This is a genomic window from Flavobacterium olei (assembly GCF_039749035.1).
GTDB lineage: Bacteria > Bacteroidota > Bacteroidia > Flavobacteriales > Flavobacteriaceae > Flavobacterium > Flavobacterium olei.
This window is the reverse complement of record NZ_JBDKWC010000004.1, coordinates 231,769-247,052: the sequence shown is the minus strand read 5'-3', so window position 1 is coordinate 247,052 and position 15,284 is coordinate 231,769. Positions and strand designations below refer to the sequence as shown.

The window sequence follows — 15,284 nt, the reverse complement described above, 5'->3', positions numbered from 1 at the left end:
GTAAATAAGATGAAGATGGAAAAGATGATAGATGATATTTTACCGATAATGGATGTGCAGCACGACTGCATCCTATCCAAACAGGGAGATGTTACAGTGGTGTTCAAAGCGGAACTGCCTGAGATATTTACCCTGTCGGATCAGGAATATGAGGCATTCCACCAGGCATGGCTGAAAGCCATAAAACTACTGCCTAAGTTCACTGTTTTACATAAACAGGACTGGTTTATCGATAGCAGGTTTGAGCCTGATTTCACCAGTGAAGATTCGAGTTTTCTGACCCGAAGCAGTGATCGTTTTTTTAATGAACGTCCTTTTCTGGATCATTCCTGTTATATATTCCTGACCAAAAAACCGGCAGGGAGAAAAACATCCAGCTCCTTATTTTCGAATCTACTAAGACCATCCCTTGTCCCGGAAGAAACTTTAAAAGCGCAACTGCGCCAGGATTTTATAGACAGTACCGGGCAATTCAGACGCATATTGGAAGACAGTGGTTTTGTAAAAATTACCCGTCTTGGAAACGATGAGCTCAGAAGCCACAGCAGAAAGATCGGAATAATAGAGCAATATTGTTTTCTGTCTGAAAAACAAAACTCATTTGTTTTTAAAGATATCGCTTTTGATGACGGTTTGCAGGTTGGTGACAAACATTGTCAGATTTACACATTGGGAGATGCAGCTGATCTTCCTGCCTTATGCGGTTCCAGGATTAATTACGACCGGTATTCTACTGATAAGACCAAGTTCAGCATCGGATTTGCTTCCACTCTGGGACAATTACTTTCCTGCAACCATATATACAACCAATACATTTTTATAGAAGATTTCCAGAAAACACTGCAAAAGCTCGAAAGCAAAAGACTACGCCTGCAATCCTTATCAGCCTACAGCAGGGAGAACCTGATAGCGCGGGATGCTACAAATGATTTTCTTAACGAGGCTATAGGCCAGCAGCGACTGCCTGTAAAAGCTCATTTTAATGTACTGATCTGGACCGATAATAAAGAAGAACTCAAAGACCTGAAAAACAAAGTTTCTTCAGCACTGGCCCAGATGGATGCCTCGGCTAAACAGGAAACGGTAGGGGCCTCGCAAATTTTCTGGGCAGGAATTCCCGGGAATTCCGCAGATTTCCCAATGAACGACACCTTTGATACCTTCACAGAACAAGCGACATGCTTCCTGAATCTGGAAACGGGCTATTGTTCTTCCCTTAGTCCGACTGGAATTCGATTAGGAGACCGTTTGACTGGAAAACCGGTCCATGTTGATATTAGTGACGAACCTGTTAAGATGGGGATTTGTACCAATCGGAACAAATTTATACTGGGGCCTTCAGGAAGCGGTAAATCCTTTTTTACCAACCATATGGTCAGAAGCTATTATGAGCAGGGAACCCATGTTGTACTTGTGGATGTGGGACACAGCTACAAGGGACTCTGTGATATGGTAAAGGGCTACTACTTTACCTACGATGAAAAGAACCCTATTCGGTTTAATCCCTTTTATATCAGTGAAGGCGACTTGCTTGATACCGAGAAAAAAGAAAGTATTAAAACATTGTTATTAGCACTTTGGAAAAAAGACAATGAGACATTCAACCGCAGTGAATATGTTGCACTGTCCAATGCGCTTCAATTGTACTATGAAAAGTTAGACAGCAATTCTGATTTGTTTCCCTGCTTTGACAGCTTTTATGAATTTCTGAAAAATGAGTTTGTATCCATATTGGAAGGTGACAAGGTAAAGGAAAAGGATTTTGATGTAAACAATTTTCTGTATGTACTGCGTCCTTACTACAAGGGAGGTGAATTCGATTACCTGCTCAATGCTACCGAGAATCTGGACCTGTTAAAAGAACGATTTATTGTATTTGAACTTGATAATATCAAAGACCATCCGATACTTTTTCCAGTGGTGACTATCATCATCATGGAAGTCTTTATCAGTAAGATGCGCAAGCTTAAGGGAGTGCGTAAAATGATCCTGATAGAAGAAGCCTGGAAAGCTATTGCCAAGGAAGGAATGGCCGAATATATTCGGTATTTATTCAAGACTGTGCGTAAATTCTTTGGAGAAGCCATAGTAGTCACCCAGGAAGTAGAAGATATTATATCCTCTCCTGTCGTTAAACAGGCTATTATCAATAACAGTGACTGCAAGATATTACTGGACCAAAGCAAGTATCAAAACAAATTCGAGCAGATTCAGGAACTGCTTGGGCTTACAGAAAAAGAAAAGGCGCTCGTACTATCTGTAAACAAAGCCAATGATCCTGATAAGAAATACAAAGAAGTGTTTATCTCCCTTGGGGGCATGCAGTCTAAAGTATACCGCACCGAGGTATCCCTTGAGGAGTATTACGCCTACACAACCGAAGAAACCGAAAAAGTAAAAGTACAGGGGTATGCAAAGAAATTTGATGGTGATATCAGAAAAGGCATTGCAGCACTTGCCAATGATCTAAGAGCAGAAAAATTATGAAAACAAAACAACAATAATTATGAAAACAAAAAAGAAAATCATGATTTGCCTGTTGTGCTTTTTACTGATCAGCACTCCGGCAAGACCGGCAACAGTTGCGGCAATACCTATTTTGGAAATCGTAAGAGCAGTTGCCAAAAAGGTAATTAAGGCTATTGACCTTAGGATCCAAAAATTGCAGAACAAAACGATCTGGCTGCAGAATGCACAGAAAAAAATAGAAAATATCCTCTCCAAACTAAAGCTGGATGAGATTTCCGATTGGACCCAGAAACAAAAAGAACTCTATAAGAATTATTATGAGGAACTGGCAAAAGTTAAATCCATTATTACCTATTACCAGCGAATCAAAGATATCAGTGAAAAGCAGGTTCGCTTGGTAGATGAATACGAAAGAGCCTGGAGCTTGTTTCAAAAGGATGCTCATTTTAAGGCCAGCGAACTGGATTATATGCAAAGTGTGTATTCGGGGATACTTGATGAAAGCTTAAAAAACATTGATCAGATTTTCCTTGTGTTGGATTCTTTCACCACACAGATGAGTGATGCCAAAAGGCTGGAGATCATAAATGCTGCTGCAGATCAGATTGATGCCAATTATGATGACCTGACACTCTTTAACAGGCAGAACATACTACTGAGTCTTCAAAGGGCCAAAACAGAACATGATGTCAAATCCGTTAAACAATTTTACGGAATTCCGTAAACAACCAATAAATCATGAGAAAAATATTCTTACTAGTGCTTTTTACGGCACTATGTGCAGGGAATCTGCAGGCACAGGCCAAACAGCAAAGGATGCTTTTAGAGCAAATAGTAGCCCTGCAGGTCTACATCGGATATGCCCAAAAAGGCTATTCCGCAGTCAAAAAAGGACTCAATACCATAGGAGATCTCAAACGTGGAGAATTTAATCTTCATACCGATTACCTGAATTCGCTCAAGGTCGTCAATCCCAAAATAAAAAAGTATGCCAGGGTAACGGAAATTATAGGTCTCCAGATAAAAATCTTCAAAAGCTACAAGAGTTTACACCAGCAAATCCGGCAGGATGATTTGTTTCACGGAGATGAGGTCGATTATATCAAAAGGGTCTTTGAAAGGCTACTCAAAAACTGTGATACCCATCTGGATGAGCTACTGACAATCGTTACGGACGGAAAGTTAGAAATGAAAGACGATGAGCGAATGAAACGAATCGATACGATTTACCAGAGTATGCTTGATAACTATGCTTTCTCTGAGAGCTTCAGTAATGAAACCAAAATCCTGGCTGTATCGAGAGCAGCCGAATTGCAAGAAGCAAAAAACAGCCGTGACCTAAACGGCATAAATACTGATTTGCCATGAAAAAATTACTGATTACAGGAATGGTATTTATGGGACTCTTATTCCCATCGCAGATAACAGCCCAAAAACAGGAAATCCAACAATTGATTTTGAACATAGAGAAGTTGGCCCAGTTCAAACAGATTCTAAAGGATATGAAAAAGGGCTATGAAATACTTAATGGAGGTTATAATACGGTAAAGGATTTGTCTGAAGGGAATTTCAGCCTTCATGAAACATTTCTTGATGCGCTGATGCAAGTCAGTCCCACAGTTAAGAATTACAGGCGTATTGGCGACATTGTGAATTATCAGGTGCTGCTGGTAAAAGAATACAAGTCCGCTTTTAGTCGCTTTAGGGACAGTAAAAATTTCAATGCTGAAGAAATTGAATATTTCGAAAAGGTGTACGATAATCTTTTTAAGCAAAGCCTCAGAAATCTTGATGAACTGACCTCTGTGATTACCGCAAATAAAATGCGAATGTCAGATGATGAAAGGCTGGCCTCTATTGACAAAATATATGCCGATATGCAGGACAAACTTTTATTCCTGAGAAACTTCAACAATAATACTGCGGTACTGGCTCTGCAGCGTGCAAAAGAGCGCAATGATACCCGCGCAATGCGCAGTATTTATAAGCTAAATAATTAAATCTAACGGTTATGATAAAGATAAGTAAGCCATTACTACTTGCTCTTTTTGCAATGATAATGCCATTTACCATTCACGCACAAGGAATTGCTGAAGACATGAACGGCCTGCATAGTGTACTGGAAAAATTGTATGATGAAATGATGCCTTTATGCAGTAACCTGATTGGCGTGGGACAGGGACTTGCCGGTTTTGCAGCTATTTGGTATATCGCCTCAAGAGTCTGGCGACATATAGCCAGTGCTGAACCCATAGATTTTTACCCGCTCTTTCGTCCCTTTGTTATCGGATTTTGCATTATGATTTTTCCCTCTGTCCTCTATATGATAAATGGTGTCATGAAACCTACCGTTACAGCAACTTCTGCAATGGTAGAAGGATCCAACAAAGCGATTGAAAGACTGCTTAAAGATAAAGAAGAAGCACTCAAAGAAACAGATCCCTGGAAAATGTATGTGGGTTCTACTGGAAGCGGCGACCAGGATAAATGGTACCGCTATACCCATGATGATGCAGATCCAAGTGGGCAGGGAATGCTCGATGGTATTGGAAATGATATCAAATTTGCCATGAGCAAGGCCTCTTATAATTTCCGAAATTCAGTAAAGGAGTGGATGAGCGAGGTACTGCGCGTATTATTTGAAGCTGCTTCCCTGTGCATCGATACGCTGCGGACTTTTCAATTGGTGGTACTTTCTATTTTAGGTCCAATCGTTTTTGGCATTTCGGTCTTCGATGGTTTTCAACACACCCTTACCGTCTGGCTGGCACGTTACATCAATATCTATCTGTGGCTTCCTGTGGCTAACATATTTGGAAGCATCATTGGAAAAATTCAGGAGAATATGCTAAAGATTGATATTGCGCAAGCTGGAGAATATGGAGATACTTTCTTTAGCAGAACTGATGTTGCCTACTTGGTCTTTATGATTATTGGAATTATAGGCTATTTCACTGTTCCCTCTGTTGCCAATTATATTGTTCATGCCGGCGGTGGCGGTGCACTCGGACAAAAAGTGACTAGTATGTTTAGTAATTCTACAACTTCCATTGTCAATACTACATCTCAAGGGACAGCAATGGCAGCGGATGCTATGGGGAATGCTGCCGGTCGTATGTACCAAAGCATGTCAGATTCCGGAAATTCTGCGCCTTACTTCAAGGACAGGGATAGTTATATGGCTGATAAATTAAAAGGTAAATCGTAACCCTAAATTCAAAGTTTATGTTTAGCAAAATGAAAAATATTGACACTGCCTTTCGGCATGTTCGTGGTTTTACCCTGCTGGTCATTACGGGATGTATTATAATTAGCTGTTTTTCACTTTATAAGAGTTTCTCACTGGTGTCTCAAATGCAAAATAAGGTTTATATACTGGCTAACGGAAAAGCCCTTGAAGCCTATGCTTCAGACCGAAAAGATAATATTCCAGTGGAGGCCAGGGATCATGTAAAAACGTTCCATAAGCTGTTTTTTACACTTGACCCGGATGATAAAGTCATTAAAAGCAATGTAACAAAGGCGCTTTATCTGGCCGATGACAGTGCCAAACGGGTTTACGACGATTTAAAGGAAAACGGTTACTACTCCGGTATTATATCAGGGAACGTCAGCCAGACCATACAGATTGACAGTGTGACTATTGACCTTAACCGCTATCCCTATGGATTCCGATGTTATGCTACTCAAAATATCATTCGTACCACCAGTATTGCGCATCGAAACCTTATAACAGAAGGCAACCTTCGTAATGTATCGAGAAGTGACAACAATCCCCATGGCTTTTTAATCGAGCGATGGAATACTATTGAGAACAGGGACATAAGTACCGAAAACAGAAAATAATAAAGCTGCAATCATGAAATTCACTTTTAAACGAAATATCAAAAAGAGCGATGTTCCTGGAACTGCTCAAAATAACCTGTGGCAAAAGTTTGACCAGGCTAATCTGCGATTGCAGTATAAATGTGCCAATTGGCTGGAACGCAAAACAGCTCATTTCTCGCGTCTTAACTGGATTGTGATTCTGTTGTGTTTTATAGTATTTACAACTACTTGCAGTATATACCTGATCGTTAATAGTTTTTCAGGTAATACAAATAGAAATATAACAGTAACCCCGATTACCAAACCAACCAATCTAGTAACGACAAAAGAAAAACCTGTCGAACTCAAATCAATTATCAGTAAAACAGAATTTGAAAAAATTAAAGGTTTTAGGAAATATATGGATAGTCTGGGCCGAAGTCCGGAAGGAAAAAAAACGTATGACAGTATTGTCTCTGACCGTCCCGGACTTCTGGACAGTTTAACAATACTAGAAAATTATTATTACTCACATCTTAAAAATTAATATCATGGAACAAAACACAAAATCATTAAAGGCCTTAAAGCATCGCAAGATGCTCCTGATACTGCCAATATTGGCGTTGCCATTTCTGACTGCCCTATTTTGGGCATTGGGCGGTGGAAAAATGGATGCTGCCAACCCGGCAGAACCTCAGCAAAAAGGTTTTAATCTAAAACTTCCCAATGCGAACCTGAAAGAAGGAATTCCGCTCGATAAAATGAATTACTACGATCTGGCTGCTCTTGATTCAGCAAAGCTTGATGAACTTCTCCGAAAAGATCCCAACTATTTAAGCCAGTCCTTTCAGATTGATTCCACTCAGGACAGTAGTGCTGTAACTCCAGGAAAAGAACAACATGGTTTAAATAAATCCGTTTACCGCGATCCAAACGAAAAAAAAGTGCATCAAAAATTGGAAGCATTGCAAAAAGCAATCAATACTCCAGTATCACTCCCAGAGCAAAACAGGGATTATGCAAGATATACGAAATCAAATGAAACGTCAATACATTCCAATGATGTGGACAGGCTCGAACAAATGATGCACTCAATGAATGAGAAGCAGGACAGTCAGGATCCGGAACTGCAGCAGCTCGGTGGAATGCTGGAGAGTATTTTGGATATCCAACATCCGGGTAGGGTACAGGAAAAATTAAAAGAAGCTTCCGAAGCCCAGCGTGGACAAGTCTTTACTATTTCAACCAAAGAGCATGAAGATCCTGTTTCTTCTTTACAAAACAAAACATTGAAAAGTTCTCAGTACAAACAGAATGGTTTTTACGCTTTAGATGAATCTGAAGATAATGATTTAGAGCAGAATGCCGTGGAAGCTATGATTCACGATACACAAACAATTGTAAATGGGTCAACAGTTAAGTTCCGACTCATGAACGCCATATTCATAAATGGCATTAAAATTTCAAAAGACAATTTTTTATTTGGAACAGCTTCCTTAAAAGGAGAAAGATTAACAATAAACATTAATAGTATTAGATACAACAACTCCCTATTTCCGGTGGACTTGTCAGTTTATGATATGGATGGACTTGTCGGTATATACATTCCGGGAGCCATTAATCGTGATGTCGCCAAAGCTTCGGCTGATCGCTCCATGCAAACTTTAGGAGTTGCAACATTGGATGATTCCTGGGGAGCTCAAGCAGCGGGAGCAGGAATTGAAGCAGCTAAAAGTCTGCTAAGCAAAAAAGTAAAACTGGTTAAAGTAGTGGTAAAAGCAGGTTATAAGGTACTGCTGCGTGATGAAAAACAGAAACAAAAAGATTCCAATTAAAAACTAAAAATGATACAGATGAAAAATTTAAAACTATTGTTGATGGTTCCTCTATTATTTATGACCATCAGTGTATTGGGACAACAAACAAGTAAAAACCGTTTATTCCAAACAGAATCAGACTCTTTAATGATAGCCTATTCAAAAACGACGAGTATTGTATTTCCTTTTGCCATAAAAAGTGTCGACAAAGGAAGTCCCGAAATACTGGTACAAAAAGCTAAAGGTCTTGAAAACATCCTTCAGGTTAAGGCAGCTCAAAAGGGATTTTTCCAGACCAATCTTACGGTAGTAACTGCAGATGGTAAACTCTACTCTTTCGTATTGGACTATAATGAAGAGTTTCCACAGCTGAATCTGACACTTAATAAAACCAAGCCTGATGTACAGGAAATTTATTTTTCAGATGAAATTACTAATGAGAAGGATATTCAGGAATATTCAAAGTTAGCGCTATATGACAAAAAAAAGCTGCGAGGTCAAAAGGAAAGTAAATACGATATTGACCTTAAGCTCAACGGGATTTTTATTCGTGAGCAGGTGATGTACTACAGGATAAAAGTAACCAACAATTCTAAAATCAGTTACGATATCGACCAGATTCGTTTTTTTATTCGTGATGCTAAAAAAGTAAAACGAACGGCTTCACAGGAAATTGAAATTACGCCCATTTATATCCTCAATGATATTGATAAAATTCAAGCTGAAGCAGAAAACATCTTTGTGTTTGCGCTGCCAAAATTTACAATTCCGGAAAAAAAATATTTAGTCATACAGTTAATGGAGAAAAATGGCGGCAGACATTTAGAAGAACATGTCAAGAATACAAAACTGGTACAGGTGACTGTACTTCCCAAACTATAAACTATTTAATAATTAAAAAATTGAAATCATGAACGAGAAAAATTTTGAATACCTGCGCGACCAGTTAAAGTACACTGGTTTTGGAGATGCATTAGAGTCTCAATTAAAAGAAAAAATGCAGAAAGAAGAGCCTACTTTCACTTTGACGCATAATGCGCAATATGGCAATGATACTGCTGCAGCTACATTGAATTTTAATAAGTCAAAAGAAAGTGACCTGTATTTCTTTAATTCTTACAAAGTGGAAATGCAAAAGGAAAATTCCAAGGAAGATTTGGCGCAAACATTTTATATCAATAAAAGCAGCAACATAACCATGAAAGAAGCTTACAATCTTATGGAAGGCAGATCAGTAAATAAAGATCTTAGCAACAAGGAGGGAGAAATTTACAATTCTTGGGTTCAAATCGATTTTAAGCAATCCGAAGCTAATGGAAACTTTAAACTAAACCATTACCATCAGAATTACGGCTATGATTTAGAAGCAGCACTCTTCAAACATCCAATTAAAGAACTCGAAACCCCAAAATACAAAGAAGACCTGATCAATTCTTTGAAAAAGGGAAACCTGCAATCCGCTACTTTCCATAAAGAAGGAAATGAGATTAAGCAATATATTGAAGCCAGTCCACAATTTAAGACTATTAACGTCTATGATATCAATCTGAAACGCATTGATACTCGTCAGTCCGCAAATGAAAAGCAGTCTGAAGGGGAAAAAAGTACGATCAAGATGGAAAATAAAAAACAAAACCAAGCTGAGGACGGCGACGGTCCGGACCTACCTAAAGAAGGAAAGAAGAAAAGAAAAAATCAATCCAATTCAGTGTAGCACACCAAAAAGTTGAGTTATGAACGAGCAGTTTCCCGTTAACAGAGTAGAGGCGGAATTAAACCAGTGGCGCCTTAGAGAGGATCGTTTCACTAAGGTATTTTCATTTAATCTTTCGAATAACAAGTCACTTCTTAAAGAAAAACTGAGAGATTATCAGCGAATTGCAGCCAAGTATAAAACAACACAGAATACTGAGGAACAATTCACGCTAAGAGTTCTAAAACAAGAAAACGCAAGGATGATAAAGCTACTTCATCCCAATCTGCTTGTTCGGCTTTTCCGAAAACTTGTTATTAGTCCCTTATTTATTCAGGCATTGGCACGACGGGAATCAAAAGAATTGGAACTAAACATCGATTTGCTGCATGCAAAGATGCAGCGAATCGGTTTTCCTGATTTATCTGCCCGAATAAATCAGCATATCAGAGAGGGGCAAGAAAAGTTTAGTATTCCACTGTCCTATTACATCAGCGAGAAAGAGAAAATAAATCATCAGCTTTCTTTTTCTAAGGACACCTCGGGCCGTTACCAATTGGAAGGGTATAAAAGCACTTTGCAAAATGAACTACATCCTGAAAATAACAGACAGCAATATTTTAAGCTGCAGGGTGATGAAATTGCAGACCTAACCCAGGCATACAATTTACTAGCCGGCCGCTCGGTGCAAATTAAGGCCTCCTGGCAACAGCTTGATTTCAATGATAAAGATCCCCAGGGCAACCATCGAATAAAAGAGTTCCCCATGGGATACGGCTATGATCTTGAAAAAGTAATAAGGGAGCTGCCATTAAAAAGAACCTTAGACAAGAGGGAAGAACAAAATTGGATAGATTCTTTAAAACAAGGAAGCCGAATCGCTGTAACTATGGCACGAGACGGAAATGAACATCGATTTTATATTGAAGCAAATCCCCAATATAAATCAGTAAACATTTTTGATGACCGGTCCAGAAAAATAACAATTGCAGCTGCATTGGGAAACAAAACGCTGGGAAGCGTAAAACAAATGAAAGCAGAAAACGAACAGAGCAGGCCAAGCCTGTCCTTACGGAATAGTTCTCCTGTCCATTAATGAAGCATAATATTATGGAATCCTTAAAATCTTTATCCAACTTCTTCAAGGCTATAGAAAATGATTATCGTATCAGTATAACACATATAGGGTTATATGCTGCACTATTGCAATTCAGATACGATAAAGGGTTTGCCAATCCTGTTCAGGCTTACAGATATGAAATCATGAAGATCGCAAAGATAACAGGGCCAGTCACCTACCATAAATGCATTAGGGAATTACATGAGTATGGCTACATTCAATATTTACCTAAAAAAAATAGAAAGCAGAGAAGCACAATTTATTTTCCGCTGTAAATTATAATTAAATGAAGATGATGTTCAATTAACAGACAAATTATAAGTTTTCTGTATTTTATCTGTTTTCAACATTGATCCATACCGTTCTATTACTTCAGAGGCTCTGGGACTATATTAACCTATATTGTGTTCCAAAGCTATTTTAAGCAGGTTATTTCAGTAATTGAGAATTATTCAGATCAAATAATCAAATATAAGTACAGTGAAATTATAGCGCTGCCACAAATCTAATATTAAAAAAATACGGTATACACTAAAAATACCCCCTTTTAATTTTACATCACATTTTATAAAAATCAATTTGCAATCGAAACGGACTAAAAGCACCTAAGATAAAAGCTCTATTAATGTGCAGGAAGTGCCCCAGATAATGATAAATAATAAATTGGCCCTAACTATTTATAGCTTTCGTAGCCCCGATAGCAGTGGAAATCCTTTTATGCCGGGGTTCGGCACAAAAGATTGGAACGTATAGCGGGAAAAGCTCCTAAAAGATAGCATTATTTTCGCTATTACAAAAGAGGATTCCCAATAATCAAAAATAGGCATTATATGAATTACGATATGCGGAAACACAATTATGCTGTTAGCAACCCTCAATCTAAATCGCTTTTCAATAGCACGAAGTATTATAAAAGTATCCTATAGGCTTGAAAAACCCGGATGGGTGGAGATTTTTTGGCAAACCTGAAAGGCCCGGCCTTGCTTTTGCTTCAGGACACGGACTACCTTTGCTCCTGAAATAAGACAACAGCATACAGGTCTTTGATAAAAGAAAAAAGGGAAGCAATTGGGATACTATGGACAAACATAGCCAGGTAGAAAAGCAGTAAGCACCCGGGTGAATTAACTCTTAAGAAACCCATAGGCTTACCAGTAAATGCTACTTGCAACATAAGGCCTAACATTCGTCTGCCGTCTTTAATATTAATCAGGCTGCATCAACGAATACTAAAGGGCATGAAAAAATATCCCGATCTGAAACAGATACTTGAACCACTGCAATAAATACGCTAATTTTGCGCTTATATCCAGCAGCAAAAACCTAAAAAAAAGCAATCTTGCCTGCAGGCAGCTTTGGGGAGATTATTAGACATGAAAAAATTTACAATTACAAATACCGATCAGAACAAATGGCTTGTCTCCCACAATGAATTCCCTAAGTTCACCTGCCTTTTTGAGGACAAGAAATTCAATTACAAAAGGACCATAACGGGCCTTTTAGATCCGGCCGGCAACCCTAAAGAAATCCAGCTATTGCAAAAAATGGAAAAATGGCTCGAGGAATATCATAAGGAGAAAATAAACGGATAATATTTATATGGGGCATATAGGTCAATAAAAGATTCATTGAACGTATTGCCTTTACCCTAACCCAAATGGCAAAGCGCCTCTTATTGCCTTAGCAAGAGTATGAGCAGTACAACAGGTTAACCTATCCAGTATAATTTGCCGCTGCAGAACTGCGCTTTTTAACATTTTTTTTGTTAAAATATAAGATAATATAAGTATTTTTGTTTTCATTAAATTTTTTACATGAACAGATTTCACCTCATATTAATTGTTATGCTGGGCTTATTTTTAAAGCCGGCAGTGACTTTTGCATGTGAAAAAATTGAGGTAAATCATTCCTGTACCAAAAAAGGCCCTAATGCTGATAATGATAATTGCTGTTCCAAAACAAATCATTCAGGCAGCAAAGAACATGATGGCTGCGGTGGAAAATGCGGACATTCGATGTGCAGCTGTGCTTCGGTTTGTAATGGAGGTATCTGTTTTACAAGCGAGCTGGAATTCAAAAACAATGTCATAAGTGTTTTTTCTCAAAAACAAAAATTTTCCGATTCCCAAACCTCACCTTTATCGGGTTTCTATTCCATCTGGCTTATTCCTAAAATAAGCTAAAACACCATTTTTGACAGCCATAAGTGTGTCAAAAAAGGAAGCCCTTTGCGCTTCATTACTTTTTATTTTTTGCTTTTATAGAATGTAGTCTATGCACTTCGCCTATACGCTTAATTCTCAAAGGCTTTATCCACTTCAAATATTTTAAAATGAAAACAATCAAAAAAGCATTGATGGCAATTACTATATTGTTATCAGCCATAAGTTTTGGTGCACCTATAAAAAATGCAAAAACCGTAAACACAAAAATTTATGGCAATTGTCTAATGTGCAAAACTGCTATTGAAAAAGCAGGAAACATCAAAAACATCGCATCGGTAAACTGGGATGAAAACACCAAAATTGCGGCAATTACCTACGACCAGAAGAAAACAAATCAAGATGAGATCCTAAAACGAATTGCCTTAGCGGGATACGACAGCGAGCAATTCTTATCTCCTGGTGATGCTTATGCAAAACTTCCAAAATGCTGCCAATATGAAAGAACAAATAAGATGGCTGTCCCAATGAAAGAATCAAAAATGGATATGGAGAAAATGGATCATTCCCAGCATACAACCGCAGTTCTTCCAGATGCACAACAAGACAGTCCCTTTAAAGCCATTTTCGAGAACTACTTTGAGCTAAAAGATGCTTTGGTGAAAACAGATGCTACAACTGCCAAAATGAAATCCAAAGAGCTTCTTAATGCGATCAATGCTGTTGAAATGGACAAGCTAAAGCCCAAAGAACATACCACATGGATGAATGTAATGAAAAGCTTAGCTACGGATGCAAAAAATATTTCTGAGACCCAGGATATTAAAAAACAAAGAGAATCCTTCAAAAACTTATCGAAAAGCACTTACGATCTTATAAAAACTGCCAATCAGCCACAACCGGTTTATTATAACCATTGTCCAATGGTTGATGCGAATTGGCTCAGCAAAGAAAGCGGTATCAAGAATCCGTATTACGGCTCCCAGATGTTAAGCTGTGGATCAACTATAGAAACAATCAAATAATCAATCAAAAAAAAATAAAAACAATAAAAATGAAAAATGTAATTCTTTCCACTATAGCAATGGCATTAGTAATGGTTTCTTGTAACCAAAAAAACACCGAAGCGGCAACAACTACCTCTGAAGCAACAGAAACAGCATCACAATTGTATGCCTGTTCCATGCATCCTGAAGTTACAGGAAAAAAAGGAGACAAATGCTCCAAGTGCGCAATGGAATTAACCGAGCCAGTAAAGCAAACTATTACTGAAAAAAACGCAGAAGCAAAAACAACCCAGGCTGCTCAGGCAACATTTTCTATTAACGAAATCGTTAATAATTACCTGTCTCTAAAAAATGCATTAACCAAAGATGATACAAAAGGTGCCGCAAATGCCGCAAATACATTATACACAATTTTTAATAGTGTAAATCCCAATTCAATCGATGCGAAATTAAAGACAGAATATCTTGATATAGCTGATGATGCCAAAGAACACGCCCAACATATTGGAGCTAATGGTGGAAATATTGAGCACCAAAGAGAGCATTTCGCCATGCTCAGTAAAGACATGAATGATTTGATAAAATCTTTCAAGTCAGAACAAAAATTGTATCAGGACTTCTGCCCTATGTATGATGCAGGGAAAGGAGCTATCTGGATTAGTGAAACAAAAGACATAAAAAACCCTTACTATGGTTCCAAAATGCTTACCTGCGGATCAATGAAAAAACAATTGTAAAATGAAACGATTCATCAGAAAAATTCTTTTTATTGGGTTAATTATTTTTCTACTGATGCAATTGTATCAGCCTGCCCGAAATTCCGATTACGGGCAGGTTTTACCAATTCACATTTCGAGAGTCTATCCTATTCCCAAAAATGTACAAACGATTCTTCAGACTTCCTGTTATGATTGTCACAGCAACAACACGCAATATCCATGGTACTCCTACATACAGCCGGCACGTACTTTCATGGAGGGGCATATTACTAAGGGTAAAGAAAATTTGAATTTTAGCCAATGGGGAAGTTATTCCAAACGAAAACAGGAAAATAAATTAGACCGAATTGCCAAGCAGATAAAAGCCAACGAAATGCCTTTGGCTTCCTATACGCTTATCCATAAAAATGCAGTGCTGAATACTGTTCAGAAAGAACAGCTGCTCAATTGGATTGAAAAAGTAAGCGATAGTCTTGCACAAATAAATTAA

At 38.2% G+C, this 15,284-nt stretch carries 16 protein-coding genes; all 16 read left to right on the top strand.

All coding sequences use genetic code 11. The features are described from left to right. Positions 1-15: 15 nt before the first annotated feature. The 16 genes from ABEB31_RS12015 (at position 16) to ABEB31_RS11935 (ending at position 15,284) form a co-directional block, all read left to right on the top strand. On the top strand, positions 16-2,487 hold the full coding sequence (locus tag ABEB31_RS12015) for a TraG family conjugative transposon ATPase (protein ID WP_347051867.1): 2,472 nt from the start codon (positions 16-18) through the stop codon (positions 2,485-2,487). Between the two features lie 19 nt (positions 2,488-2,506). Then, a complete protein-coding gene (locus tag ABEB31_RS12010; RefSeq protein WP_347051866.1) occupies positions 2,507-3,193 on the top strand; it encodes a conjugal transfer protein TraI in 687 nt (228 codons plus the stop codon). A 14-nt stretch (positions 3,194-3,207) separates the two neighbouring features. Then, the gene (locus ABEB31_RS12005; RefSeq protein WP_347051865.1) at positions 3,208-3,837 is read left to right on the top strand and encodes a hypothetical protein; all 630 of its coding nucleotides are present in this window, start codon (positions 3,208-3,210) and stop codon (positions 3,835-3,837) included. Continuing rightward, complete coding sequence (locus tag ABEB31_RS12000; RefSeq protein WP_160374898.1) at positions 3,834-4,469, top strand: TerB family tellurite resistance protein; 636 nt, start codon at positions 3,834-3,836, stop codon at positions 4,467-4,469. The genes ABEB31_RS12005 and ABEB31_RS12000 overlap by 4 nt, the downstream gene beginning before the upstream one ends. An 11-nt stretch (positions 4,470-4,480) precedes the next feature. Next, complete coding sequence (gene traJ, locus ABEB31_RS11995; protein WP_347051864.1) at positions 4,481-5,677, top strand: conjugative transposon protein TraJ; 1,197 nt, start codon at positions 4,481-4,483, stop codon at positions 5,675-5,677. A 17-nt stretch (positions 5,678-5,694) separates the two neighbouring features. Further along, positions 5,695-6,315 (top strand): conjugative transposon protein TraK, encoded by a 621-nt coding sequence (traK, locus tag ABEB31_RS11990; RefSeq protein WP_347051863.1) that lies wholly within the window; start codon positions 5,695-5,697, stop codon positions 6,313-6,315. Between the two features lie 13 nt (positions 6,316-6,328). Next, complete coding sequence (locus ABEB31_RS11985; protein WP_347051862.1) at positions 6,329-6,823, top strand: hypothetical protein; 495 nt, start codon at positions 6,329-6,331, stop codon at positions 6,821-6,823. 4 nt (positions 6,824-6,827) lie between these two features. Then, positions 6,828-8,111, top strand: a complete 1,284-nt coding sequence (traM, locus tag ABEB31_RS11980; protein ID WP_160374894.1) for a conjugative transposon protein TraM — start codon at positions 6,828-6,830, stop codon at positions 8,109-8,111. A gap of 18 nt (positions 8,112-8,129) precedes the next feature. After that, positions 8,130-8,975, top strand: coding sequence for a conjugative transposon protein TraN (gene traN / locus ABEB31_RS11975; RefSeq protein WP_160374893.1), 846 nt, complete (start codon positions 8,130-8,132; stop codon positions 8,973-8,975). 28 nt (positions 8,976-9,003) lie between these two features. Next, the gene (locus ABEB31_RS11970) at positions 9,004-9,807 is read left to right on the top strand and encodes a hypothetical protein (RefSeq protein WP_160374892.1); all 804 of its coding nucleotides are present in this window, start codon (positions 9,004-9,006) and stop codon (positions 9,805-9,807) included. A 19-nt stretch (positions 9,808-9,826) separates the two neighbouring features. After that, complete coding sequence (locus tag ABEB31_RS11965) at positions 9,827-10,882, top strand: hypothetical protein (protein ID WP_160374891.1); 1,056 nt, start codon at positions 9,827-9,829, stop codon at positions 10,880-10,882. 1,397 nt (positions 10,883-12,279) lie between these two features. Beyond that, positions 12,280-12,498: a hypothetical protein gene (locus ABEB31_RS11955; RefSeq protein WP_163394718.1), complete on the top strand. Its 219-nt coding sequence runs from the start codon at positions 12,280-12,282 to the stop codon at positions 12,496-12,498. A gap of 222 nt (positions 12,499-12,720) precedes the next feature. Beyond that, positions 12,721-13,089, top strand: coding sequence for a hypothetical protein (locus tag ABEB31_RS11950; RefSeq protein WP_160374890.1), 369 nt, complete (start codon positions 12,721-12,723; stop codon positions 13,087-13,089). A gap of 149 nt (positions 13,090-13,238) precedes the next feature. Beyond that, positions 13,239-14,093 carry a DUF3347 domain-containing protein gene (locus ABEB31_RS11945; protein ID WP_160374889.1) on the top strand — a complete coding sequence of 285 codons (855 nt, stop codon included), beginning with the start codon at positions 13,239-13,241 and terminating at the stop codon, positions 14,091-14,093. Between the two features lie 29 nt (positions 14,094-14,122). Continuing rightward, positions 14,123-14,812: a DUF3347 domain-containing protein gene (locus ABEB31_RS11940; protein WP_347051861.1), complete on the top strand. Its 690-nt coding sequence runs from the start codon at positions 14,123-14,125 to the stop codon at positions 14,810-14,812. Position 14,813: 1 nt separating this feature from the next. Then, a complete protein-coding gene (locus ABEB31_RS11935) occupies positions 14,814-15,284 on the top strand; it encodes a heme-binding domain-containing protein (RefSeq protein ID WP_347051860.1) in 471 nt (156 codons plus the stop codon).